The following is a 24,925-nucleotide window of genomic DNA, read 5'->3' on the forward strand; positions in this document are numbered from 1 at the left end:
GCACATATGGCAATCTGGAAACGTTACCAGCACCGGGGACGTTTTTTTGCGTTGAAGTGTTGGACCAGCGCTACGCCCGGGGGAATCGTGTTTACACCAGGCGCGCCCGGGGCAGCGCTGAGTTGCTACAGATGCTATACTGTACGTTAACACAGTACTCGACACTTCCCGCATGCACAAATTCACGCCGATCAATCTGGAACCGGTGCCGCGCAACGGCCCGGTACCCAGTGACACCAAGCGCCCGGACATCGGCATTTTCCACGTGGCCGACGACGCCATCACCAACGCCAGCACCGACAGCGAAATCGCCCGCGAGTTCATCGCGCACGGGGAACTGAGCGAAAAGTCGATCGCCAACACGCAAAAGGAACTGTTCCGCTTCCTCACCTGGTGTCGCGAGGAAGCAGGCAGGTCGTTCCACCAGCTCAGCGTGGCGGACCTGAACCTGTACAAGGAATTCCTGAAAAATCCACCGCCCGACTGGGTGGCGACGACCAAGTGGCCGCGCAGCGACCCGCGCTACCGCCCGTTTACGGGGCCGCTGTCGGACGCCAGCCGGCGCCAGGCGATGATCGCCGTCAAGGGTTTACTGGCGTTCGCCGAACAGACCGGCTACATGCGGCGCAATCCGGCGCGGCTGGTCAAGAACGTCAAGGCGCCGGGCGCCAGCCGCATCACGCGCTACCTGACGCCGCACGCCATCGCGCTGGCGCTGGCCACCGTCAGCGCGCGCGCCGCGACTACCCTGTCGTCGTTCAGGCAGCGCGAACGGGACCGCTTCCTGCTGGTGGCGTTCACCCATACCGGCGCGCGCCTGAACGAAATCGTCAGCGCAAGCATGGGGGCGATTTATACCGAAGGGAACGCTCGCTGGTGGCTCGACGTCATGGGCAAGGGAAACAAGCCACGCCGCCTGCCGGTCCCGCCGGAGATGCTGGCGGCGTTTCGCGACTACCGCCATGCCTTCGGCTTGCTGCCGCAGACGCATCGGGGCGATAGCACGCCGCTGGTGCTATCGAGCCGCAGCATTGAACGCGTGCGCATCACCGACGAAGCCGCCGCGCAAGCCCTGAAAGCCGTGTTCGGCGCCGCCGCATCGGCCGCCGCGGCCCAGGGCGATACCGAAACGGCCGCGGTCTTGCGCCAGGCATCGCCGCACTGGCTGCGCCACAGCATGCTGACCAACCATGCCAACAACGGCGTGCAGCTGAAAACCCTGCAGGACACGGCCGGGCACGCGAACATCGCAACCACGGCGGCGTATCTGCACAAGACCGACAACGAGCGCCACGACGAGATCATTGCCTCGGTGAATGGCAGAGGTGCGGTGTAAGCGAGCCGCGGGCCACACCCCGGCACAAAATTCGCGGCACGGCCATCAACGATACGCACCTGGTTCAGCATGCCCGCCGGGTGTCATGGCGCCGCCAGCGTCAACTCGCGCACCGCGGCGCCCTCGCTGCCGCACCTTCCCGGCGAGGGCATGCCACCAGCCCCGCACACCCGAACGTCACGCGCAAGGCGCCCGGATGCTTGCGGGCCAGCCGATCGTCGTGTCCGTCTGGTTGGCCGGCATCGCGCCGGAAAATGCGGCAGTGAGGGCGTCAACCGGGGCCGCGCTAGCGGCGCCGGAGCGGACATCGGGCCGGCCATATCGCTTGTGCCGTTGCCGGGCAAAGGCTTGCATTTGCGGCCATCGACATCGGTATTGAGTCGAAGTTGCACCTTGAACCAAGAACGACATCAACACCAGCGCGAAAGGGCCGCCCTAGAATGATGGATTAATGCGGTACGCCTCCTGCTCGATGGTACTTGACACTGCATTTCCGGAGACAGCAGGGCAGGCCGCAGCGGATAAGGGCATGTGGCGTTCATCAAGCCCCGGCGCGGCCATTGTCTCCGCCAGGGTGTGAAAACAAGGTCTCGGCAACGGCGCCCGGCGCCGGTTCGCGGCCGCCAGGCCACACCGTCCAGCAGCTCAACATGACCACGAGAGGAACAAGCAAATGACTTCTACACCTAAATTACTTGCCATGGCAAGTGCCTGCGTCATGGTCCTGGGCGCCGCTCCGGCCCTGACCCTGCCCGCCCATGCGCAAACCGGCGCCGCGCAGCCAGCCAGTGCCCGGACGAGCGGCGACGTGCAGGAACAGATTGCCAGGTCGGCGGCGGCGATCGAGCAAATGAAGGCCGACCCGAAGGTGGCGCCCCTGCTGAAGGTGGCGCGGGGAATCTTCGTGGTGCCGGCCTATGTGCGTGCCGGGCTGGGCGTGGGCGTGCGCGGCGGCGAGGGCATCCTGCTTGTCAGGCAGGGGCAGGAATGGACCTCGCCTCTGTTCTACAACCTGGGCGGGGTCAGCATCGGTTTGCAGGCGGGAGCGGAAACCGGTCCTGTCGTGATGCTGCTCATGAACGATAAAGCCGTCAACGAATTTCGCAAGGAAAACAATTTCGCGCTCAATGCCGATGCCGGGCTGACGCTGGTGAACTATAACGCCTCGGCGCGCGCCGGCGCCGGCCAGGGCGACGTGATTGTGTGGACCAACACCCGCGGCGCTTTCGCCACTGCGGCGGTCGGGGTTGTGGACATCCACTTCGACGATGCCGACACCCGGGCCTATTACCGCAAGTCCGTCAAGGCAGCCGATGTCCTCAATGGGAGTGTGAAAGACACGCAGCCGGGCGTGCTGGCGCAAAGCCTGAAAGCGGCGACTGCCAAATAGCAGTCCACCTTGCTGGCTGGCCCGGTACGCGCACCCGCGTGCAAAGCGCAGGCGCCGGGCGCGGGGGGACGGTAACGTGCAAACGGGATAACCGTTTCGGCCACGGTAGGTACCCGACCGGACATCCCAGTCACGCTTGCGCTCGCTGCCAGGCGTGCTGTGCCATCGCCCGGCTGCAAGCACCCGCCCGGCAATACCCGCGACTTGTGCCTGTCCCCGGGCCCGCCGTTCCCGTGGCAGGCCGGGCCCTATCTGAGCTGGAAAAGCAGGTACAGCCCGCCGATATAGCACAGCAGGATGACGATCGAATCGACGCCGAAGCGGGCGATCGTGCGGTTGCTGCGTTCGATCAGGCCGATCAGGTAAATGGTCCCCATCAGAATGCACAGCAAGGTGGCAAGGAGGGTGAAATTGCCGACGATGCCGAGCACGGCCGGTCCGGCATACAGCGCGTCGATGAGCGCGATCAGCACCAGGTTGAACATGCTGGTGCCCTGGATGTCGGCAATGGCCATCTCGTATTGGCGCAGGCGCAGCGCCGCCGTCACCGTGCTCAGTTCGGGCAGCGAGGTGGCCAGGGCAAGCAGGATGGCCCCGACCAGGTTGCGGCCCAGTCCGGTCTGCCCGGCCAGCACGTCCGCTATCGTGCTCAGGAAGTAGCCGGCAATGAAGATCAGCACCGCGGCCACCCCGGTGCCCATGGCAAGGCGCGGCAGTGAGGCTGTCGAGGCCGGGTCCGGGCCGGGCGCGGAGGGGGCCGGCAGGACCGGCTTCCCGTCGCGCAGCACGGCCCAGGCCGGGCGCTTTTCCGCCGCGGCGATGGTCCAGACCGAGAACCCATAGGCGGCCAGTATGAGCCAGGCCCACAGGCCCACCCCGGCAATGGTGGTATCGCCGGCGACCATGGCCATTGCCACCAGCACCAGGAGCAGGATGGCGAACACGGCCTGGAGCAGCAAGCCGGGCGAGGCCACGATCACCGTCAATGCCTCCTTGCCGATGAAGCCATCGGCGCCGGCAAGAATCGCCTTTTGCATGGCGATGCCGCCCACCAGGTTATTGACCGCCATCGCCGGCGCGCCGCTCAGGGCGGCGAACACCGCGACAGCCATTTCAGGCAGCGAAGTGATGCCCCCAAGAAGCACCAGGCCGATGACGGCACGTCCGATGCCGGTCCTGGTGGCGATCTGGTCGGCGTAGTGCGTCAGGCGCGTTCCGGCACGCCAGACCACGCCCGCCGCCAGCCCGAACAGCAACAGGTTGATGGGAATGGCATTTCCCGCAAAGTTCAGTAGTTGCATATTGCTTCCCGGGCTGATCTGGCGCACCGGGCTGGCTGGCCCGCGCCGCAGGGCGTTGTTGGGTACTCGGGTAATAGACGCGCGGGCGCGGCGAAAGTTCGGCCGCTCGCCGCCGCCGCCGCCGCGGCGGGCAAGCGACATGACGCGGCCCTGGCACCTCTACGTGTCGGTCTTGCCGCCGGCGGCGCTGGCCCGATGGTGCGCCACGCGGTCCAGTTTCGCATGAATAAGCAGGGTGATTTCCACCAGGTGGCTCGAATACAACAGCGCAAGGGTATCGATCAGCTTGCGCAACTCCTCGCGCCGCGGGCTGAACAAATAGCTCGACGCCGCGGCGCCGGCACGCAGCATTCCCGCGCGGCGCAGGTAGTCGAGCACCTCGCGCGCCTCGGCGGGCGCCACGTACAGGCGCTGTGCGAGGTCCGGCGCGGACCACGACGCAGGCGCGCTTGCTTGCAGCAGCATCAGTGCTTCAAGGTGTGGAACGGACGGAAGGCTCCTCGATATCAGGCGGCGCACGTCGGGAGGAATCTGTTTTTTCGCCATTGTCGCAGTGGGTCGGAGCGATCGAGATTGCCGTCCGTAACTATTAATGGGCGGTAATTCTATATCAACAAGATGCCGGTGCGAACGGCAATTTCGTGCAAAAATGACCTGGTTGGAGAATCGGCGAAAAGCGGCCCCCCACTAAGTATTCGCTAAGTGTCGACCTCTACCATTGCTGAGCCGGCGTCCACGACGATGCTGCGCATCAACACGCTCATCACGCGGAGGAGAGCATATTGTCTCAACAGCTACGCGCTGGCAGCCCGCCATGCTGGTCTTGCGTCCTGCCTGTCATCGCCATGGCCATGGCCATCGTATGGCCGGACAGCGCCATCGGCGCAGCGGCATCATCGACAACAGCGCCGGCGGCCGACGTCGGCACGCAGCTGCGCGTGCTTGCGCAGCAACGGCCATGGACCTGCCCCGACCAGCAAGCCACGCCCGCGCCGGGACCCGCTGTGAGCGGGGGCGTGGCCGAATGCGCATGGCAGAACCGCTTGCGCATGCGGCGCTGGAGCGGGCAGGGTGGCGTCAAGCCCGGCGCCTGCGTCAGTGCGCAAGCGCAATGGTGGGCCTGGGCCCGCGCCGGCACGGCCGCGCCGGTGTGGCGCAGCGCGTGGACCAGCCAGAGCGTCATTGACGAGCACGGAGCGCAGAAGCGCATCGTGACGATGCGGCGCCTGGCCGACGGCGAATGGAGCTTGACGGAGTGGCGCTGGGACCCGTCCGAACGCGCCGCCACCCGGCGCTGGCAGGAGCAGCGCTGGGCACTGCTGGCGGCCAGCGCCGCCAAGCTGCGCTCGCATCCCGAGCCGGCCTCCGGACCGGTCGAGGAGCGCATGCTGCACAGCGTCCTCGAAGCGCACCTCGCGCAGCGGAGCGGCGAAATCGGCGGCCAGACCTGGCAGTGGCAGGCGCAGCGCTTGTGCCTCACCGTCGATGCCCTGGGACTCGGGCAGCAACTGATGCAACTGCCTTACGCGGCCGACGACAGCCGCCTGGAGCAGCGCGCCGCCATGCAACTGCAACTGGCGCGGCGCTATCCGAAGGCGACCTGGCTCCTGCCGTTCAGCCTGGTGCCGACGGCGCCCCACGCCCGCGGCGGCGCCAAATTCCATGCCGTGTGGATGGAAAACACCACCCTCAAGGGGCAGGTATGGATTCCGACCAAGGGCAGCGGCCCCCTGGTCAGGCTGCGTATCACGACCGTGCTGCCGCCGAGCCAGGCAGGCCAGGCCGACGCGCAGGCCGTCGCGCGCGCCGAGCAGGTGCTGCAAAACGAATTGCGGGCGCTGGCCGCGCGCTGGGCGGTCGAGCATGAATGAGGACGTCTCCACGCTTCCCCTGTGGCTGCTTTCGCCGCTGGCCGTGGTCGGCGCCGGATTGCTGCTGTCCCAGGTGATCGGGGTGCTGATGCAGTCGCGCGGCTGGCCCAAGCTGTATGGCGCCGTCATCGCCGGACTGATCCTTGGCGTCAGCGGCCTGGGCCTGGTCGATGCGGCGCTGCTGTCGCAGTTCCAGGAACTGTTCAACGCCGCTTCGGCACTGGTCCTGTTCGAAGTGGGCCGCAAGATGGACCTGGCGTGGCTGTGGCGCAGTGCGCGCCAGGGCGGCTCGCTGGTGCTCGGCTGCGTGCTGCGCGGCATGGGCGCGTGGGCGGTGCTGGCCGCCTTCGGCCTGGGCTGGGGCGAAGCGGCGTTCATCGCCGCCATCCTGATCGCCGTCAATCCGGTCGTGTTCACGTCGATGGTGTCGGACTCGCACGCCAGCGGGGTGGCGACGTATGCCGCGGCCAACACGGTCGGCATCAGCAACCTGGTCGCGCTGCTCGCCCTGTCGGGCTCGCTGGCGTGGATGCGCAGCCACGGCATCAACGCCGAATTCGGCTTTTCCGGCGAACTGTTGCGGCAGGGCAGCCAACTCGCGCTGGGCGCAGCCATTGCGCTTCTCTGCTATGGTTTGTATACGATCGCGACCCGTATTTCGAAAGCACAAGCCGGATTGCGCCCGGGGATCCTGCTGGCGGCCCTGATGATGGACCTGGGACTGTGTTCGGTCAGTTCGGCCAGCGCCCTGTTGTCGCTGCTGTTGATGGGATTGTTGCTGCGTAACGCGGAAACGCGCGACAACGTATTCCAGGCGCAGGTCAAGACGGCCCAGGATATCGGCTACGCGCTGCTGTTCATGATGTCGGCCGCGCTGGTCCAGCTCCAGCATCTGTTCCAGTGGATGCCCTTGCTCGCGGCGCTGCTGGTATTCGCCGTGCGCGTCGGCCTGACCCGGCTGGCCCTGATGCCGAGCGGCGCCTGGAGCCGGGACAAGAAGCACGCCATCGCCCTGTCGCTGTGCTCGCTGGTCAGTTTCGGCTCGCTGGTGGTCGACAATTCGATGAGCGGGGCCGCGTACATGAGCGAGGCCGCGGCCAGCATCATGGCGGCCCTGCTGGCCCTGAACGTGCTGGTCGGGCCCGGCCTGACCTGGTGGGGATTGAAGCTTGCAGACGAGACACACGAAGGAGATGAACATGGCTGACGCCACCCTGGAACAAGAGCGCCTCGCCGCCGCCCAGGCGCTGGCCGTGGCCGGGCAGGGTCCGGCCTACCTGCCGCCGTTTGCGGTCTCGCAGCTGGGCAGCATGGGCATCGAGCTCGAACTGATGGTGCTCGACCGCCTCACCTACGACCTGATGCCGGCCGCGCCGGACATCCTGCGCCTGCTCGACATGCAAAGCAAGAAATGGATCGCCACGCCGGAAATCACCACGTCCATGCTGGAAGTGGCCAGTTCGATCCTCGGCAGCTACGCCGAAGCGGCCGCCGAGATCGAGGAAATCCGTTCCAGCGTCCAGCACGCCGCCTTCCGGGTCGGCGCCGCCATTTCCGGCGGCGGCGCGCACCCGTTCCAGAAATGGAACGAGCAGCGCATCTATCCGAAGGAACGCTACCGCGAGTCGGCCAAAAAGTACGGCTATCTCGCGAAAATGTTCACGGTGTTCGGCATGCACGTGCACATCGGCGTGCCCAGCGCCGACGAAGCCGTGCGCCTGTGCGCCTGGCTGACCCAGCGCGCGCCCCTGTTCATCGCGCTGTCGGCCAACTCGCCCTGCTGGCAGGGCGAGGAGTCCGGTTTTTGCAGCGCCCGCAGCAATGTCGTCGGGGCCTTCCCCATGAGCGGCACCATGCCCGCCCACATCCGCACCTGGCACGATTTCGAGCTGCACTTCGCGCGCCTGGCCGGCCATGGCATTGTCAACAGCATCAAGGATTTTTACTGGGACGTGCGGCCCAAGCCCGAATTCGGGACCATCGAGCTGCGCGTGCTCGATACCCCGCTGCACCCGTCCTACGCGGCCGCGCTGGCCTGCTACGCGCGCGAACTGTGCATCGAGGCGTTCGAGGCGCCGGGCACATGGCCGCTCGACGATTCGCGCGAGCTGTACGCCTGGAACCGCTTTAACGCGGCCAAGGACGGGGTCGAGGCAAGCTGGATCAATCCTTGCACCGGCGTCGGCCTGCCGGTCAGGCAGGTGGTCATGGACGACCTCGACCGCCTGGCGCGGCGTTCGCGCGATCCCGGCTTCGGCCAGGCTTGCCGCATGATCGGGGAACTGATGCGCGACGGCGGCCAGGCGCGCTGGCTCACCGCCCATCTGGACGCCGGTTCCGGCATGAATGACCTGTCGCGGGTGGCCAGCGAGATGTTCGAACGCGCGCCCGCCGGCGCGGCGCCGGCCGGGGCGCCGGCATGAGAGTGCTGCTGGTCGAAGACGATCCGATGATCGGCAACGTGGTCCAGCAGGAATTGCGGGACGCCAGTTACGCAGTCGACTGGGTGTGCGACGGCCAGGCCGCGCTCACCAGCATCGCGGCGGCGCAGGGCTACTCGCTGGTATTGCTCGACCTGGGCTTGCCCAGGAAAGATGGCATGGAGGTGCTGCGCGCGATCCGCCTGGCCAGGAACGACGTGCCGGTGCTGGTGCTGACCGCGCGCGACGCCACCGAAGACCGCGTGGCCGGGCTCGACAGCGGGGCCGACGACTACCTGGTCAAGCCGTTTGCCATGAGCGAGCTGCTGGCGCGCATGCGCGCGCTCACCCGGCGCAAGGAACATGCGGTCGGCCCCAACCTGTCGAACGGCGTCGTCACGCTCGATCCGGCCACCCACGAAGCGCGGGTGGGCGCTGTCGAGGTGCGCCTGACGGCGCGCGAATTCTCGCTGCTGCAATCGTTGCTGCTGCGTCCGGGCGCGATCCTGTCGCGCGCGGAGCTCGAGAACCGGCTGTATGGCTGGAACGAAGAGGTGGAAAGCAACGCCGTCGAATTCCTGATCCATAGCCTGCGTAAAAAGCTCGGCGCCGACGTCATCAAGAATGTGAGGGGAGTGGGATGGATGGTGTCGAAGGGCCGGTAGGCGCCTCGCTGCGCTGGCGCCTGTCGATGTGGCTGTCGCTGGCGATCATTCTCATCGCCGCCGCCGCCGGCGTCATCTCCTTCGTCTGGGCCACCGATGAAGCGCACAAGCTGCAGGACCTGCAACTGCGCCAGACCGGCTACCTGATCAGCCGGCTCGATGCCGTACCGTCCTCGCCGCTGGCGCGCGAGCGGGCCGGCGACGTCGACTTCGATGCGCGCGTGGTCGTGCGTTTCCTGCGCACGGGCAACGGCTTGCCGGCACCCCTGCCTGCCCGTCCGCCGGTGTTTTCGAGCCTGCTCGGCGACGGACTGCAAACGGTGTTGGTCGGCAATGAACAATGGCGCGTCTTCGTCAAGACCAACGCCAGGGGCGTGAGGGTGGCGGTCGGCCAGCAGACCACGGTGCGCGACGCCACGGCGCGCGCCAGTGCCGTGCGCACGCTGATGCCGATCCTGCTGCTGGTGCCGGTGCTGGTGTTGCTGGTGGGCGTGCTGCTGCAACAAATGTTCAAGCCGTTCGAGACGCTCGCCGGCGAACTCGCAAGCCGGACCGAAGCCGATCTCGGCCCCCTCGATCACGCCGGGCTGCCTGCGGAAGTGCGGCCGTTCGTGGTGGCGATCAACGCGCTGCTGGTGAGGATGGGACGGTCGCTGGCCGTGCAGCGCAGGTTCATCGCCGATGCCGCCCATGAGCTGCGCTCGCCGCTGACGGCCATGTCCCTGCAGGCCGAACGCCTGGGCGCGGCCAACATGCCGCAGGAGGCGCGCTCGCGGCTCGGTGCCTTGAGTGCCGGACTGCAACGCACGCGCATCCTGCTCGACCAGCTGCTGACCCTGGCGCGGACCCAGGAAGCGCCGCGCGACGCGGCGGGCAAGGTCTCGCTTGCGCACGTGATTCGCGAGGTGCTCGAAGACATGATCCCGCTGGCCGAAGCGAAAAAGATCGACCTGGGCGTGATCGGCGAGGCCGACGGTGAAGTCCAGGCCCGCTTCGTCGACCTGAAAGTGCTGGTCAAGAATTTGCTCGACAATGCCGTGCGCTACACGCCCGAAGGCGGCCGGGTCGACCTGACGGTACGGCGCGAGGGCAGGGCGGTCACCCTGCAGGTGGACGACACCGGCCCGGGCATCGCCCCCGCCGAACGCGAGCGCGTCTTCGACCCGTTTTACCGGGTACTGGGCAATGGCGAAATCGGCTCGGGCCTGGGCCTGTCCATCACGCGCACCGTGGCCGAGAGCATGCAGGCGACGATTGCACTATCCGATTCATGCCCCCCGGAAACGGGACTACGGGTCCTTGTCACCTTCAGGCAAGCCGCTTGATCGGCTTTCCGACCAACCAGGGGCGGCGCGGCCGCCGATGACCTCATGAAAATTTCTCTCCCCGCCATGATCGGCGCGGCGGCAATGGCGCTGGCATTGCTGGCGTTCCTGGCAATTCCGGCGCAGGCGCGCAGCGCACAGGCTGGCGCCGGCGCGGTGGCGAAAAGCGTGCGCCATGCCCAGGCCAGGCCGAAGGCAAGGCACAAGGCCAGGCCCAAGGCAAGGCACAAGGCCAGGCCCGCAAAACGGCGCGCGGCGAGCGGCGCCAGGCCGGCAAAGCGCTATCGGGCCGACTCGGCGCGCCACGCGACGCTGGCCGCGCTCAGGTCGAGCGCCGTGCTGATCGTCGATCCCGCAGCGCACAAGGTCTTGTACGAAAAAAACGCGGACGCGGTCATGCCGATTGCCTCGGTCACAAAACTGATGACCGCGCTGGTAGTCATCGAAGCCGGGCAGGACATGGATGAGGTGCTGACCGTGGCCGACGCCGATGTCGACCGGCTCAAGTATTCCTCGTCGCGCTTGCGGGTCGGCACCGGCCTGGCGCGCTCCGGCATGCTGCATATTGCGCTGATGAGTTCGGAAAACCGCGCGGCATCGGCCCTGGGACGCCATTATCCCGGCGGCACGCCCGCATTCGTGCTGGCGATGAATGCCAAAGCGCGCGCCCTGGGCATGCATCGCACGCGCTTCGTCGAGCCGACCGGTTTGTCGAGCCTGAACGTGTCGACGCCCGAGGACCTGGCCAGGCTGGTCATCGCAGCGCAACAGCAAGCCCTGATCCGGGCCTATTCGACCGATCCCGACCATACCATTGCACAAGGGCGCCAGGCGACCGTGTACCGCAATTCCAACCGCCTTATTGCCAGCCCGGGCTGGCACATCGGCACCCAAAAGACCGGGTATATATCGGAAGCGGGCCGCTGCATGGTGCTGCACGCGAAGGTGAAAGGGCGCGCGGTGGTGATGATCTTCCTCGACGCACAAGGGAAATTCTCGCGCGCCCGCGATGCCAACCAGGTCCGCTCCTGGCTGGCGCGCGCGCAACGCTGACGGCGGCAGCGTTCGGCTACCGGGATGGCGCCTGCCGCAACCTGCCTGGCATTGCAAGGACCGGCGCAGGAACCGGCGCGCGTTTTTGCGATCGAATCATACTCGCCCGTGTTTTCGGGCCGATTCGTATCGTGACCTATGGAGAAAACCATGAAGCTTGCCAGAGCACTCAAATTGACCGTCATCAGCGCCATGCTCGTTGCCCTTGCAGCGGGATGTGCGTCGGAACCGACCGACCGGCGCATCGGTGTCGCCATCGAGGATACCGCCATCAGCGCCAGGGTGAAAGCGGCGCTCGCCGGCGATCCGGACGTCAAGGCCCGCGACGTGCAGGTCGAGACTTTCCGCGGCGTTGTCCAGTTAAGCGGATTCGTCGACTCGCCTGAAAACGTCCAGCGTGCCCTGGATGTAGCGCGCCGTGTCAATGGCGTGCGCGAGGTAAACAACGCGCTGATCGTGAAATAGCGCGCGCCGCATTCCTGGCCCATGTCGGGCGCTTGCAGCCCGTCCGGGAACCCGGGAGCGCAAATGCCATCCAACGTTGGGGCGTCGTCGGCAGCCAGCCGGCTGCCGCGCCCCGCATTGGATGACTACGGGAGGGCATCATGCACACACACTGGATTCATCGATTTACCATGTTGGCCGCGCTGGCGGCGGCCCCGGCAATTGGCATGGCCGATGGCGCGGCCGGCAGCGGGCAGGCGCGAGCGCCGGGGAACCAGACCGGCGCCGCTGCGCAAGGCGGCAATTCCCAGGGCGGAAAAGCGGGCGCCGCCACTGAGGGGCAGCAAGGGCAGGGCGCGCCGGCGGCCGGCCGGGTGGTGCTGCCGGCCACCATCTTCATGCTGGTCCCGGTCGCTGCCGCCAGCAAGGACAATGCCATGAAATCCGGCTGCTGGGCCCGGATATATTCGGGCAAGAACTACAGCGGCGACACGCTCACCCTGGCAGGGCCGCTCGACATCGCCGACATGAGTGGCCCGTTCGGGCTCAATTGGGATGACAAGGTCGACAGCGTCGAAATCGGCCCCAAGGCGACCCTGACCGTGTTCGACAACCAGCAGTTCGCCGATCAGGTTGCGCAGTTCAAACCCGGGCAAAAGGTACCCGATATCAGCAAGCCATTGGGTTTTTTCGACGAGTTCGCTTCGGTACGCCTGAGCTGCGCGAAGGCCTAGTGCCGGGCTTTTTGAGTACGCACCCCCGCGCCTCCATGCGCGTGGCGCGGGGATGCGATTGACATCATTGGAAACCGGAGGCAAATAATGAACCAGAGACAATTTGATTCCTGCATCGAGGCATGTCACTCCTGTGCAACGGCATGCGACGAATGCGCCAGCGCCTGTCTGCAGGAAGACGACGTGAAGATGATGGCGCGCTGCATTGCTCTCGATATCGACTGCGCCCATCTTTGCCGGGCCGCTGCCGGATTCATGGCCCGCGGCAGCCAGTTCGCCCGCGCGCTGTGCCAGGTGTGCGCAGACGTCTGCGACGCCTGCGGCGAAGAATGCGCCAGGCACCAGGCTGCGCACTGCCAGGCCTGTTCGCAGGCATGCCGCCGTTGTGCGGACGAATGCCGCCGCATGGTGGCCACTGCCGCATAAGCGCTGGCACCCAGCCAGGTGGCGCCACGGCCGCTGGCGCCGGGTGGGTGCCGAATCATCGGCGCGCCGATCTCGGGCGCGCCGATCTCGGGCGCGTTGATCTCGGGCGCGCTGATCCCGGGCGCGTTGCGGCGCCGCCCGAGTGCATCGGTGCGGGGAAACGCCGGGTGCACCGCCTGGCGATCGCATCGACGTCAACGGCTCCGCATGTGCCGCGGCCGTCCCGGATGCGGCCCGGCTGCGGGGCGCGCGCCGACATGAGCCGATTTTTCCGGGCACTCAGCGATCCCGGTGCCGGGCCGGGTTGCGCCTGGCAGGTGCAGCCCGTGCCGGCCCGCCGTCCGCATCCGGTTCCGGTTCCGGTTCCGGACCCGGTCCGCATACCGGCCCCGCCTCGATGGTCGAGCGGCGGCCGACCAGCTTGAAATTGCGCTCGATCCAGCCATCGGCGGCGGCGTACCCGACGTCGTGCAGGTAAGACAAAAAGTCCCACGCGGCATTCAACTTGCTCGACACGCTCAGTTGCAGCACGGCGTCGTCGGCGCTGATCCGATGCAGGCGCGTATCGGCGAAGCGGACGTGCGCCTGATTTTCCTCGTCGATGAGCCGCTTGAGCAGGAGGATGGAACTGATTTCCCGGACCAGGCTGGCGTTGAAGGTGATTTCGTTGAGCCGGTTGGCGATCTCGGCGGCGGTACGCGGCAGCTCGTTGCGTACCACAGGATTGATTTGAATAATCACCAGGTCGCGCGGGCAGGATTCGTCAATCAGTGGAAACAGCACCGGGTTTCCCATGTAGCCACCATCCCAGTAGGCCTCGCCGTCGATTTCCACTGCCTGAAACAGCTGTGGCAGCGACGCCGACGCCATTACCTTGTCGATATCGAGTTCATGCCGGCGAAAAATCCGCGCCCGTCCCGTGCGCACATTCGTTGCAGAGATAAACAGTCCCAGCTCGTCACAGGCACGGACGCGCTCGAAATCGATCAGTTCAGCCAACAGGCTGCGCAAGGGATTGATGTTGAAAGGATTGAATTCATAGGGCGACACCATGCTGGTCGCCATCTGGAAAAACGCGTACGCCGGCGAACTGTCAAGCGTCCAGCGCCCCATCAGATGGTCGAGCGGGGTACGCTGGAACGGACTGAGACGGGCGGCATGGCTGAGCGCCCGCCAGAAGGTGGCCAGCGCGCGGCGCGCGCCGGCGCGCCCACCGCCGCGGGCGAACCCGTCGGCCAGCACGACGGCGTTCACCGCACCGGCGCTGGTGCCGCTGATCCCCCTGATCGACAGGCGTTCGTCCTCCAGCAAACGGTCGAGCATTCCCCAGGCGAGCGCACCATGCGCACCGCCGCCCTGCAGCGCAATATCAATGTGTTTCGCGTCTGTCGCACACATGGTTCCTCCGTTTGCGGCCGGGCCTGAAGCGAACGCATGCGACCGGCCCCGTTTTCGCATGCACACGCTGCCTTATAGACCCGTGCGGCGAGCACTTGGTTCGGCCCCGATGCGGCCTTCGGCAAATGTGATGCACGCGAGCATCCGGCAAGCGTGTGCGCTAAAAGTTGCATGACCGACCAACGCGTACATCAAGGAGAGATGCGGTGCCGATCCTAGAATAGGGCTCTGGAGGACGATGCGCGCCGGATCGGCGCCGGTTCTTCTGTTTCAGCCAACCTGTTTCAGCCAACCTGAAGGGACGGAGATGAGCGCGGACAAACCGATTGTCTTGATCACGGGATCGGAGGGCAGAATCGGCACCGCGATTGCCGCCCGTCTGTCCGATGCCTACCGTGTGGTGGGCCTCGAGCGGCAATGCAAGGGCCCGGACTGCATCGACGCCGACATCACCTCGGAGGCGGCGCTGGCGCAGGCCTTCGATACATTGCGGTCGAGCTACGGCGGGCGGATCGCCTCGGTCATCCACCTTGCCGCGTTTTATGATTTCTCCGACGAACCCGATCCGCTGTACGATGAAGTCAATGTGAAGGGCACGCAGAACTTGCTGCGCGCCTTGCAATCGTTCGAGGTCGGCCAGTTCATTTACGCCAGCACGATGCTGGTTCATGCCCCGAGCTCACCCGGGCGCCTCATCACCGAAACGTCGCCGCTGGCACCCGCGTGGCCGTATCCGCAATCGAAACTGGCGGCCGAACGCATCGTCGAAGCCGAGCGCGGCACGACCCCGTCGGTGATTTTCCGCATTGCCGGGGTGTACACGGACGATTGCGAGCTGCCCTCGCTGGCGCACCAGATCGAGCGCATCTTCGAGCGCCAGATGCTCAGCCGCGTCTTCCCGGGCGATGCCTCGCATGGGCAGGCCTGCGTCCATATCGACGACGTGGCGGCGGCATTTCGCGCCGCCGTCGACCGGCGCGCGCGGCTGGCGCCGGAAACCACGATGCTGATCGGCGAAGCGGGCGCGGAAAGCTACGAAACGCTGCAAAACCTGATCGCCTGGCTGCTCCATGGCGAACCATGGGAGACCCGGCGGATTCCCAAAGCCCTGGCCGCGGCCGGCGCCTGGTTCCAGCAAAAAGCCGAGATCGTGGTGCCGGACGCGATCGACCGCGGCCAGGCACCCTTCGTCAAGCCGTTCATGGTCCGCATGGCCGACGAGCACTACGAGCTCGATATCTCGCGGGCCCAGACCCTGCTCGATTGGCGGCCCGCGCATTCCCTGCGGCGCAGCCTGCAAACCATCATCGCGCGCCTGCGTGCCGATCCGCCCGGCTGGTACCGGCGTAACAAGCTGACCCTGCCGCTATGGCTGGAAGACGTGCGCGACGCCGGCGAAGCCAGCGCCCGGATGATTGCCGACTACAGCATGATGGCCCGTGCCGAGCACCGCCAGACGCTCTGGTGCCATTTCGCCAATATCGGATTGGGCATGTGGCTCGTCGCCAGTCCGTTCGCGTTCGGCCTGGCGCAGCAATGGATGCAGGCCGGCGCCACCGTGGCTCCGAGCGGCCGCGGCCTGGCTTACAGCGCATCCTGGATGACCGCCAGCGACATCGCCGCGGGGCTGCTGGTGATTCTGTTCGGCCTGCTCTCGCTCTCGCGCGATTTCGGCTGGGCGCGCTGGAGTACGGCGGCGGTAGGCCTGTGGCTGCTGTTCGCGCCCATTCTTTTCTGGACCAGCAGCCCGGCGGCCTATGCCAACGATACCCTGGTGGGCACCTTGCTGATCCTCTTCGCGGTCGCGCTGCCGGCGCCGCCCGGGATCACACCGGTGGCACGCATCAGCGGCCCGGACGCCCCGCCGGGATGGGATTACAGCCCGTCCGGCTGGTCCAACCGCCTGCCCATCATCGCGCTGGCCCTGGTCGGCCTTGTCATCTCGCGCTACCTGGCGGCATTCCAGCTGGGGCACATCGACGCGGCATGGGACCCGTTCTTCGGCGACGGGACCGAGCGCATCGTTACTTCATCGGTATCGGAAGCGTGGCCGGTGTCCGATGCCGGGCTCGGCGCATCGGTCTATGTGCTCGAAATCGTCACCGGGGTCATCGGCGACAAGCGGCGCTGGCGCACGATGCCCTGGCTGGTCTTGCTGTTCGGCGTGCTGATTGTGCCGCTGGGCGCGGTCAGCGTATTCTTCATCATCATCCAGCCGATCGTGATCGGCACCTGGTGCACCCTGTGCCTGATCGGCGCGCTGGCGATGCTGTTGCAGATTCCCTATTCATTCGATGAAATCCTGGCCACGCTGCAGTTCCTCAAGGCGCGCCGGCGGCAGGGGAGGCCCCTCTGGTACGTCACGCTGCGCGGCGACACGATGGATGGCGGCAGCGCCGACTATTCGGACAACTTCGAAGCGCCGATCGGGGCCATTCTGCGCGAAATGCTGCTCAGCGGAGTGAGCGTTCCCTGGAACCTGCTGGCCAGTATCGCCATCGGGGTGGCCTTGATGTGCACGCGCCTGCTGTTCGGCACGGCGGACCAGGCTGCCGACAGCGACCACATCATCGGTTCGCTGGTCGTCACGTTTTCCATCATGGCATGGGGGGAGGTTGCGCGGCCGCTGCGCTTCGCCAATATCGGATTTGGCGCATGGCTGCTGGCCGCCCCCTGGCTCCTTGCCGGCTATTCCAGTGCCGCCGCGATCGCTTCAGTATTGCTCGGCATCGCCTTGATCGTCCTGGCGTATCCCCGGGGGAGGATTGTGAACCACTATGGCAGCTGGGACAAAATTGCCCATGCGACGATTGACTTTTCCGCCAAACGCGCGGGCAGGGCAGAGGCCTGAGATCTGCGGTGGAACATGGGGCTGCTAGGCACACGCATGTTTGCGCCTGGCGTAATCACCGATGATCGGCCGTAGGAACCGGCCCGGCTATCTGGCCGCTACCGTTAGCGTCCGCCTCTATTCCCCATGTGCTCGTCACCCGGAGAAGCAGCGCGATTTCGGCGTCGGCGAGCTTTTCGTCAGCGTAGACCAATTGCCACATAGCCTTCCATAGGCCTAGGCGTAAGTCAGGTCGCACAATTTCCGCCAGCAACTGATCAATCATTTCTGTCTCAACCTGTACCAGGCCGTCAGGCGTTGTCGGGAGATCAGCGCACATCTCGTGAAGCACCTGGTCGAAAACATCTTCCTGAATCCCAGCATAGTCAAGAATCCCAAGCCGGTAAGTGGCCGCAATCTCAAGCGGCGAGCCGCCACCGTCAATAATGACGCTCAAAGCTAGCAGTCGGGAAACAGCCTGCGGGCTATTAGGCGGGTAGGAACGCATCGTCTTATCCTTGTTAGACATGGTTGGAAAATACTCACATCGGCGTCCGAACAGCCGAGCTGTGAAGGGGAAAGACCGCTGGACGGCCGATTGTCGTGGCGTTGCGCCGCCCGAGGTGCAGCTGAACGTAAGCGTTGCACAGCACCTCGGACCCCAACTTTACTCTGAACTGCGGTGTCGGGTACGATTTGAACAAATTTCGTCGGCCGGCGGCGGCTGTGCGAGCCGGTTCAGCGTTCTCAGTTGCTAGTCCGCAATGCGTTTAGCCCTGCGCTTCGGAATCCTGCGCAATCACTGGCTCATCGGCGGCCTGGAACTGAGCATCTTGCCGCAGGATGCCGTATTGCCTTGCACTGTCGGCTACTACTACAGGCGCCCCTGTGGGTCGTTGATGAGTTTCGAAAGCGAGTCGTTCGCTTGCGGCGAGGTGCGCACAAGGCCAATACTCCCGCGCTTTGGCTTCCCTTGCAGAACGTTGACCTTGGCGTGACGAAGCTTATGGTCTCTGAAACGCTTGATTCCTATTCATTTCTGCAACATCAACGTAGAATCGCTATCGCCGCAGCGAGCATCGATAGCACGAGCGGCAATATCTGGAGTATCAACATGAAGAGTAACTTGCAATATATTTTCGATAAGATCACACAAAACGCCGCTGAGCCAGAAGCATGGGGGAAATTGGATAGAGCGGCTTTGATCGACTTGGCTATTGCAATTGGCGCTGCCGATCGCGGTGTGGCCATCACCGCTGACAAGGCGCGCTTGGTCGCAGAAGCCGTCTTGGCCGTCCGCCCAGGCGGCCAAGCCGATTTACGCCAGCTACGCGCTGGTTTGAACCACGCTGCCAAATTTCCCTCGGTAGCGAATGAACCGCATCCACCGACCAGCGCCTTGTCCGGTGGACGTGAACGCACGGGAGCGAAATAATTTTTTCTCAAAAATAACGCTCAGGCCTGCCTGCTGTGCAGCGGTGCTCAGCCACGCTGCCTGGCCCCAAACATTTTAAAGCGGGCGTTAACTGGTCTGCGACGCGTTGGACATGGCCATCCAACAGCGCAAGCCGGCGCAGGGGCTTCCTGAACCTCACGATATACGCCAATCACGCCAAGGCCAAGGCCGATATCACCGACCAGCATTGAGCAATCTGCCGCCCGCTGTCTACGAACGAAAAATGGCATCACCGGAACCTATCGTGGTGTCCGAAATTACTTGGCCACAGCAGTCATCGAGCTCAGCGTTGGTGCGGGCGGCGAGGGTCCCAAAGAAGCGCAGCGCTAGCTTTTTCGCCAGCACCATTGCCAACATTGCGCCGACGGCAATCGCCAGCGCGATGCCCCACGCGACAAGGTGATTGTCCAGGAAGGTATGATTCATGAGCTGTCCTTCTCAATAGCCGGCGCCGCAGGATGCGTAGGCGCCGCGCGTGGCGGAGCAGCGCGCCAGTACATTTCATAGGGAGCTGCCGCATGCTGGCAGCGCAAGATAAACTCCCGCATGCCATCATCGGCCCCCAACAGGACCGCACTTGGGAGGCATAGTGGCGCAGCAGCCCCATTTTTGCTGCGAGACCTACCGGGCATGAAAATCGCACTACGGCCACCGGATCAGCGAGCCGTAGCGGGTCCGCGCGACATCAAGAAGGCGCTGGGCCAGCCCGAGGTCACCCACCATCGGGTTGGCGGCCAGCGCGGCCACATGCAGCACTTCGCAACAGCCGACCGCGGCGCACGCGCTAAGGCGCTGGTACTTTTCCAGGCGTACAGCCAGCTCGCAAAACGAGTCGGGCAGGGAAGGGGCCGCAATGTGCTCGATACCGTGGCGCGAGACCTTGACATGCGTTTCGATGACGGTATCGTCGGCGAACCATCGGGTGGCGCCCGCATTGGGCAGGTTCAGGATCAACTCGCACGGATGGTCGGCACAGAGGGCGCCGATGACGGTTACCGCCATGTCGCAGAAGCCGCCGGCGCCACGAAAAAGACGCAACTGGGGGTGAGCCAAGTCGGCCTGCTCGGCGAAGTGGGCATAGTAATGCGGCAGCGAGGCGGCCACCACGTCGCTGCGCGGGCCGGCTTTGCGCGCTTGCTCGACGAAGGCATGCGGGAACACGTAGTAGGGTAGATAGGAATTCGGCCAGCTTCCGCTTGCTTCGGCCTTGGCCAACTGCAAGCTGTACGCAAAGCGCAATTCATGCTCGTCGTCAAATTCTTGCGGCGCTTCGAGCTCGTTGGGCAAATCGCATAACGCCACGCCATCGAACGCCAGTTCGCTATACCAGGTTGCATGGTTCAGGCCGTTGCAGCGGCATGCGGGCAGCCCGGGGCGTCCCATCGCCTGTCCCAGCGCTTCGAGGTCTTCGTCACTCTGGCCGCACATGCCTATTACTTTCACCTTGCCGTGATCGACCAGCGCCTGGGTCACGATATTGCTGGGATTAGTGAGATTAAGAAGGATTGCTCCCGGCGCCAGCGCGGCCATGGCATCGGCCACCCGCAGCGCCTCAGGCACCGAGCGCAACGCATAGAAAAATCCCCCCGGGCCCACGGTCTCTTGTCCGGGAATGCCGAATTCGAGCGGCAAAGTCTCGTCGATCCGGCGTGCGACGAGGCCGCCGGGACGGGTTGAGTTCAGCACCACGCCGGCCCCTTGCAGCGCATCCTCCAGGGTGCAGGCCGCCTCGACGACGAAAGGCGCTTGAGCGCTGCGCGCCATACCGGCGCACAGACGGCTGACAACATCTAGCCTGGCCTGGTCTACGTCGTACAAGCGCACGTTGCGCAACGGCAAAGCCGAGGCCTGGCGGATCAACGACTGGACCAGACCCGGGGTGTAGGCGCTGCCCCCGCCCAGGATTGTCAGTGTTTTCATAGGATCTCCTTGGCCAGCGCCTCAATCCTGCACGCATCCTGCCACCGGTCGGCTCGACCATCTGGCTGGCGGCGCAAACCCCGACGGTCAGTGCGCAGGCGGCCCGCTGGGAGCGGATCAGTACCGCAGCAGCGCGGGGCACAAGGCGTCGCCCGACTACCTGCACCGGCGGCCAGGCGGCGCTGACGCTTCGCCCTCGAGCTTTCAAAACGCGCCAGCGACCCCGAACAGTGGCGTTCCTGCAACACGCATTGACGCTGCAGGGACGAGCGCGCTACGGCGCGTACTAGCGCTTGCAAGCCGGGCCAGCGCCTGGCGATCTCGTCCTGCAGTGGCTGCATCAGGCGCAAGTCCCCGTACACGACTGTGGCGCCGATGTCGGCGATGATGTAATGGGGCCGCGGCATGGTCGAGTCGATAAGCACGGGCATGAAGGACTTCAGCCTGCGGGGCGGCACGAAGACGATCCGCGCCCATGGCAGGCCGCCGCTGAACAGGTCGCAGATGTGGCGCGGGGTTTCGGGGGAACCGGCAGGCAAGATACCGTCGAGATCGGTGGCCAGGACCACAGTGCACGTAACGGGGGCAGTGCTACATCGATCGGTTTTTACCATGTGCATAGCAATTCTTTCTTGGTCTTATTTGCGGCATGCGCGTGCCAAGCCAACAGTGGCAGCCAACCGTGCGTGGCAAACAGCGCCGTTTGCCGGTCAAAGGCGTGGCAGCGCCAGACGTCGAGGAGGGAGGCTGATGCAATCTCGACAACACAGGTCCAAGATTAGCAAGCATTAATTAGCTGCACCTTAGTGTGCATCTCGGACACATGGTCCGAAGCCGGCGCGGCATGGCTGCGTTAGATTGAAAACTGAGTATTTGCTAAGTTACAAGGGATACGATGGCAAGACTGCATTCAGAAACGCATCGAGCATTGGTCTGGGTACTTGCGTCACTCGTGTCGTTTCAAGCCGACCGAAAAAACCAGGAGATAGACATGACGAAGACAAATTTAGCCGCTCTTATTGCCGCGACGTCGCTTCTCAGCGCATGCAGTACCCCGTGGGGGTCAGGGACGCCCCTGCGCAACGGCCGCTGGCCGCCACTGTGGTCCGGGCTCCACCGCCTGGCGGGACCATGCTGCCGCCTTCAGACTCCGTCGATCCATTAACCGATGTGAACGGGGTGCTGGCCAAACGCAGCATATTCTTTGACTATGACGATTACTCGGTCGGCGAGCAGGGCAGGCGGGTCATCGAGCATCACGCTGGCTACCTCAATCAAAACAGGGGGCGCCGGATTGTCATTCAAGGACACACCGACGAGCGTGGCGGCACCGAATACAACCTCGCGCTGGAACAACGGCGGGCCGAGGCCGTGCGCAGGTCGCTGTCTGCGCTGGGCGTGACGGCAGGTCAGATGGAAGCGGTGTCGCTGGGAGAGGTCAAGCCGCGGGGGATCGGCAGCGGCGAGGCCAACTGGTCGCAAAACCGGCGCGCCGACATTGTGTACTGATCGTTGAAGCCAGCCGGAACTGCAGTCGGCACCGGCTGCTTTGCAACTGGGAAGCGAGAAGCGAGGCGCCGAAATCGAGCGCCTTGTCGGACCACGGCCGCGCCTCCCACTCGGCGAACGTAATGCGGCGCGAGCGTTCCAGGTCGCTTCGAAATATCGCAGCCTGGCGCTCAGCGAAGCCGGCATCGCAAATATTCAAGTTTGCTTCGTCGTTGATGGAGAAAGACCGGGCATCGAAACTGGGCTGGTACTCGTAGAGCTCGACCCCGCCCTGGAGCAAACGGCCCCAGGCAGTCCGCGACGCGCGCCGCACCACTTCCCAGTCCTGGTATTTTTCAGGCACGATAATCCGCACCTTGACGCCGCGGGCAACCGCGGCAATCAGGGAATTGACGGCCACGGTGTCGGGCACGAAATAGGAGGCGGAAAAACTGGTGAATACCCGGGCACTGTGGGTACCTGCGGGCGTCAACGCCGGGAGGTAGATTTCGCCGTGCAAGACCTCGCCTGTTGCCTGCATCCAGTTGTCGATGAATGCCGACTGCATCTGGCCGACCACAGGTCCCCGGACCTTGAACGCGTCGATTTGCTCCTTCAGTTCACGCTCGGCCTTTTGCATGCGCTCGTAGCTCATTGCCTTGTGGCGCGATGCGTTGGCCTTGATCTTGGTGCCATCGACGCCGATCATGCCCAGTTTGACCAAGCCGCACTCTTTCGCCATCTTCACTACCTGGACGAACAGGTCCGACAGTTCCTTCAAGTGGAACGCGCGGAAATCGCAAATCGTTCGATGCGCCGGGTAATTGTCAGCAGCGAGCATACGCAACGCCACGTCCTCATGCAGCTTTCTGGCCAACTTGCGTGATGAGAACACACCGGTTGCATAACCGTACACAAGTACCTTGACCATCATCGCCGGATTAAATGGCTGATTGCGTGGGCCGCCGCCCGCATATCGCGCGTGAAAGGCCGACAGATCAAGCGAATCGACCGTGTCGCTGATGAAGTAGGCAAGGTGGCCCTCGGGGAGCCAGTCTTGCAAAGCATGGGGAAGCAGCATCTGCTGATGCTGATCGTATGGAAGGAAGCTCGCCGTCATTTGACAAGTTTACCTCGTCTCCATTTGGATTGCATCTGTTCTGCCGCGCAGACTCCTAGCACCGCCGGGTGCGATGGACGCACTGTTGGGCATGGATGCAGGCAGGCAGCGCAAGCTTGCAAGGTCCCGCACCGACTACTAACGTACGTCGCCGAATCGAGCCGGGCCCTATACTGGATGCATCAGCTCGGCTGCGCGCCGCCTATGAACTGCGGCCTTCGCGCGGTGCGCGCCAGGCTTCACACCTTGCACCGAAGGAGCGATCCATGCAACGCATCAAGTGGATTTGGACGACCTTGCGCGCCAGTTTCTGGTTCTTGCCGTACCTGATCGTCAGCGCCTATATCGGAGCCGCGGTGGTACTTACCCACTTGCGCCCTGGCACCTCGGATCTCTGGCTGTCGGCCTTTCCTCAACTGTTCAGTGTCAGCGCCGCCGGCGCGCGCGACATGCTCTCCACCATTGCCGCCTCAATGATCTCGGTGGTGGGGATTGTCTTTTCGATGACCCTGGTGGCCCTGGCACTGGCTTCGAGCCAGTACAGTTCGCGGGTGCTGCGCACCTTCATGCGCAGCCGCCTGACGCAAGCGTCGATCGGCGTGTTTGCCGGCCTCTATGCGTATTGCCTGATCGTTCTGCGTGGGGTAAAAGGACAGGACGACGAACTGGTTGTGCCGGTGACCGCCGTCACGCTGGGGGTGGTGGGCGCCGTCGCGGCGGTCGGCTTGCTGATTTTTTTCATTCATCACATTGCCGTTTCGATCCAGGCCTCGACGATCTTGGCAAGCATTGCCGGCGATACCATCGCGACCATTGAACACATGTTCCCGAAGCAGGACGACGACAGCACCAAACGCGAGCGCGATGAGGCCGAGGCGGCCGCGCGGCCGGCAGCCTGCGTCCAGAGCGTGCCCGCCACAATCAGCGGCTACGTCCAGAGCATCGACGAAGCGGCGCTCGTCGCGTATGCGTGCAAGCACGACACCATGCTGCGCATGGAGCTGGGCGTCGGACAGTTTGTCGTTGCCGGGGCCTGTCTGGTGACCGTTGAACAAGCGCAGTGCCTGGCCCCCCGCACGTTGCAAGCACTGCGCGACACGGTCCGCATCAGCGCCTATCGCACGGTGGAGCAGGATCCCGCCTTTGGCGTGCGCCAGATCGTCGACGTCGCATTGCGCGCGTTGTCGCCGGGGATCAACGATACGACCACGGCGGTGATGAGCATCGACTATCTTGGGACAATCCTGGCCGCGCTCGCGCCGCGTGCCTTTCAGTCGCCGTACCGGCGGGCTGGCGGCAGCTTGCGACTGGTAACTGTTCAACCCAATTTTGCCGCCATGGTGCATGAAGCGTTCGACCAGATCAGGCGCGGCGCCAACGGCAACGTGTCGATCATCTTGCGCATGACCGAGATGATCCATGTCGTCGGCAAGCTTTTGAGCCTACCGGATCGCGCGCGCGCGATGTCCGAGCAGCTCGACTTCCTGGATGAATTGAACGCGCGCACTGTCGAGGCCGAGCTCGACCGCAGCGCCATCGGGCGGCGTATCGGACAAGTGCGCAGCGCCCTGGCCAACGGCAGGCAGGCTGCAGCCGGGTGCGGCGGAGTTTAGTTGCCAGCTTAGTTTCGAGCCGTATTTGCCAGGCGTAATGGCGGTGCTATCGTCCGCACCGCCGTCCGCACCGCCGTCCGCCTGCTGTCCCGGCTCCCCCGGCCAGCCCTCGCGCTGCCGCTGGCGGTCGCCGTC

At 64.8% G+C, this 24,925-nt stretch carries 23 protein-coding genes and 1 pseudogene; 15 read left to right on the forward strand and 9 right to left on the reverse strand.

The window, feature by feature from the left end:
* Window positions 1-172 precede the first annotated feature (172 nt).
* The gene (locus RBA41_RS01740; RefSeq protein WP_306620379.1) at window positions 173-1,336 is read left to right on the forward strand and encodes a tyrosine-type recombinase/integrase; all 1,164 of its coding nucleotides are present in this window, start codon (window positions 173-175) and stop codon (window positions 1,334-1,336) included.
* 673 nt (window positions 1,337-2,009) lie between these two features.
* The gene (locus tag RBA41_RS01745; protein WP_306620381.1) at window positions 2,010-2,726 is read left to right on the forward strand and encodes a lipid-binding SYLF domain-containing protein; all 717 of its coding nucleotides are present in this window, start codon (window positions 2,010-2,012) and stop codon (window positions 2,724-2,726) included.
* A gap of 248 nt (window positions 2,727-2,974) precedes the next feature.
* Here RBA41_RS01745 and RBA41_RS01750 read toward each other — a convergent pair whose 3' ends face one another.
* Both RBA41_RS01750 and RBA41_RS01755 read right to left on the reverse strand, forming a co-directional pair.
* Window positions 2,975-4,027, reverse strand: a complete 1,053-nt coding sequence (locus tag RBA41_RS01750; protein ID WP_306620383.1) for a sodium:calcium antiporter — start codon at window positions 4,025-4,027, stop codon at window positions 2,975-2,977.
* A 159-nt stretch (window positions 4,028-4,186) separates the two neighbouring features.
* A complete protein-coding gene (locus RBA41_RS01755; protein ID WP_306620385.1) occupies window positions 4,187-4,492 on the reverse strand; it encodes a hypothetical protein in 306 nt (101 codons plus the stop codon).
* A 386-nt stretch (window positions 4,493-4,878) separates the two neighbouring features.
* Between RBA41_RS01755 and RBA41_RS01760 the strand changes: the two genes are divergently transcribed.
* The 9 genes from RBA41_RS01760 (at window position 4,879) to RBA41_RS33595 (ending at window position 12,965) form a co-directional block, all read left to right on the forward strand.
* Window positions 4,879-5,898: a hypothetical protein gene (locus RBA41_RS01760; RefSeq protein ID WP_306620387.1), complete on the forward strand. Its 1,020-nt coding sequence runs from the start codon at window positions 4,879-4,881 to the stop codon at window positions 5,896-5,898.
* Entirely contained in the window at window positions 5,891-7,105 is a 1,215-nt protein-coding gene (locus RBA41_RS01765; RefSeq protein WP_306620388.1) for a cation:proton antiporter domain-containing protein, read from the forward strand. Before RBA41_RS01760 ends, RBA41_RS01765 begins: the two co-directional genes overlap by 8 nt.
* A complete protein-coding gene (locus RBA41_RS01770; protein ID WP_306620390.1) occupies window positions 7,098-8,321 on the forward strand; it encodes a YbdK family carboxylate-amine ligase in 1,224 nt (407 codons plus the stop codon). Before RBA41_RS01765 ends, RBA41_RS01770 begins: the two co-directional genes overlap by 8 nt.
* On the forward strand, window positions 8,318-8,983 hold the full coding sequence (locus RBA41_RS01775) for a response regulator (RefSeq protein ID WP_306620392.1): 666 nt from the start codon (window positions 8,318-8,320) through the stop codon (window positions 8,981-8,983). The genes RBA41_RS01770 and RBA41_RS01775 overlap by 4 nt, the downstream gene beginning before the upstream one ends.
* Window positions 8,959-10,308 (forward strand): sensor histidine kinase, encoded by a 1,350-nt coding sequence (locus RBA41_RS01780; protein WP_306620394.1) that lies wholly within the window; start codon window positions 8,959-8,961, stop codon window positions 10,306-10,308. The genes RBA41_RS01775 and RBA41_RS01780 overlap by 25 nt, the downstream gene beginning before the upstream one ends.
* A 45-nt stretch (window positions 10,309-10,353) precedes the next feature.
* Entirely contained in the window at window positions 10,354-11,361 is a 1,008-nt protein-coding gene (locus tag RBA41_RS01785) for a serine hydrolase (protein WP_306620397.1), read from the forward strand.
* 150 nt (window positions 11,362-11,511) lie between these two features.
* Window positions 11,512-11,826: a BON domain-containing protein gene (locus RBA41_RS01790; protein WP_306620399.1), complete on the forward strand. Its 315-nt coding sequence runs from the start codon at window positions 11,512-11,514 to the stop codon at window positions 11,824-11,826.
* Between the two features lie 140 nt (window positions 11,827-11,966).
* Window positions 11,967-12,539 (forward strand): beta/gamma crystallin domain-containing protein, encoded by a 573-nt coding sequence (locus RBA41_RS01795; RefSeq protein ID WP_306620400.1) that lies wholly within the window; start codon window positions 11,967-11,969, stop codon window positions 12,537-12,539.
* A gap of 87 nt (window positions 12,540-12,626) precedes the next feature.
* Complete coding sequence (locus tag RBA41_RS33595) at window positions 12,627-12,965, forward strand: four-helix bundle copper-binding protein (protein ID WP_510184547.1); 339 nt, start codon at window positions 12,627-12,629, stop codon at window positions 12,963-12,965.
* A gap of 279 nt (window positions 12,966-13,244) precedes the next feature.
* Here the strand turns inward: RBA41_RS33595 and RBA41_RS01805 are convergent, their stop codons facing one another.
* Window positions 13,245-14,363, reverse strand: a complete 1,119-nt coding sequence (locus RBA41_RS01805) for a patatin-like phospholipase family protein (RefSeq protein WP_306620403.1) — start codon at window positions 14,361-14,363, stop codon at window positions 13,245-13,247.
* A gap of 307 nt (window positions 14,364-14,670) precedes the next feature.
* Between RBA41_RS01805 and RBA41_RS01810 the strand changes: the two genes are divergently transcribed.
* Entirely contained in the window at window positions 14,671-17,214 is a 2,544-nt protein-coding gene (locus RBA41_RS01810) for an NAD-dependent epimerase/dehydratase family protein (protein ID WP_306620405.1), read from the forward strand.
* Window positions 17,215-17,269: 55 nt separating this feature from the next.
* On the opposite strand, the gene RBA41_RS01815 is transcribed toward RBA41_RS01810, so the two are convergent.
* A complete protein-coding gene (locus RBA41_RS01815) occupies window positions 17,270-17,701 on the reverse strand; it encodes a TerB family tellurite resistance protein (protein WP_306620407.1) in 432 nt (143 codons plus the stop codon).
* A gap of 465 nt (window positions 17,702-18,166) precedes the next feature.
* Between RBA41_RS01815 and RBA41_RS01820 the strand changes: the two genes are divergently transcribed.
* Entirely contained in the window at window positions 18,167-18,628 is a 462-nt protein-coding gene (locus RBA41_RS01820; protein WP_306620409.1) for a hypothetical protein, read from the forward strand.
* Window positions 18,629-18,859: 231 nt separating this feature from the next.
* Here RBA41_RS01820 and RBA41_RS01825 read toward each other — a convergent pair whose 3' ends face one another.
* The 3 genes from RBA41_RS01825 to RBA41_RS01835 all read right to left on the reverse strand — a co-directional run bounded on the left by RBA41_RS01825 (window position 18,860) and on the right by RBA41_RS01835 (window position 21,189).
* On the reverse strand, window positions 18,860-19,075 hold the full coding sequence (locus tag RBA41_RS01825; RefSeq protein WP_306620411.1) for a hypothetical protein: 216 nt from the start codon (window positions 19,073-19,075) through the stop codon (window positions 18,860-18,862).
* A 216-nt stretch (window positions 19,076-19,291) separates the two neighbouring features.
* Window positions 19,292-20,569 carry a family 4 glycosyl hydrolase gene (locus RBA41_RS01830; RefSeq protein ID WP_306620413.1) on the reverse strand — a complete coding sequence of 426 codons (1,278 nt, stop codon included), beginning with the start codon at window positions 20,567-20,569 and terminating at the stop codon, window positions 19,292-19,294.
* Entirely contained in the window at window positions 20,566-21,189 is a 624-nt protein-coding gene (locus RBA41_RS01835; protein ID WP_306620415.1) for an HAD family hydrolase, read from the reverse strand. The genes RBA41_RS01830 and RBA41_RS01835 overlap by 4 nt, the downstream gene beginning before the upstream one ends.
* Before the next feature lie 511 nt (window positions 21,190-21,700).
* On the opposite strand from RBA41_RS01835, the gene RBA41_RS01840 reads away from it, so the two are divergent.
* Window positions 21,701-22,078 carry an OmpA family protein gene (locus tag RBA41_RS01840; RefSeq protein WP_306620417.1) on the forward strand — a complete coding sequence of 126 codons (378 nt, stop codon included), beginning with the start codon at window positions 21,701-21,703 and terminating at the stop codon, window positions 22,076-22,078.
* On the opposite strand, the gene RBA41_RS01845 is transcribed toward RBA41_RS01840, so the two are convergent.
* Complete coding sequence (locus tag RBA41_RS01845; protein ID WP_306620641.1) at window positions 22,008-22,625, reverse strand: phospholipase D-like domain-containing protein; 618 nt, start codon at window positions 22,623-22,625, stop codon at window positions 22,008-22,010. The two genes, RBA41_RS01840 and RBA41_RS01845, sit on opposite strands and share 71 nt — an antisense overlap.
* A 30-nt stretch (window positions 22,626-22,655) precedes the next feature.
* A pseudogene (locus RBA41_RS01850) lies at window positions 22,656-23,177 on the reverse strand (transposase); the annotation flags it as partial.
* A gap of 266 nt (window positions 23,178-23,443) precedes the next feature.
* Here RBA41_RS01850 and RBA41_RS01855 point away from each other — a divergent pair.
* Window positions 23,444-24,790, forward strand: coding sequence for a DUF2254 domain-containing protein (locus RBA41_RS01855; RefSeq protein WP_306620419.1), 1,347 nt, complete (start codon window positions 23,444-23,446; stop codon window positions 24,788-24,790).
* Window positions 24,791-24,925: the final 135 nt, after the last annotated feature.

This window comes from Massilia scottii (assembly GCF_030846495.1).
Lineage (GTDB): Bacteria > Pseudomonadota > Gammaproteobacteria > Burkholderiales > Burkholderiaceae_D > Telluria_A > Telluria_A violaceinigra.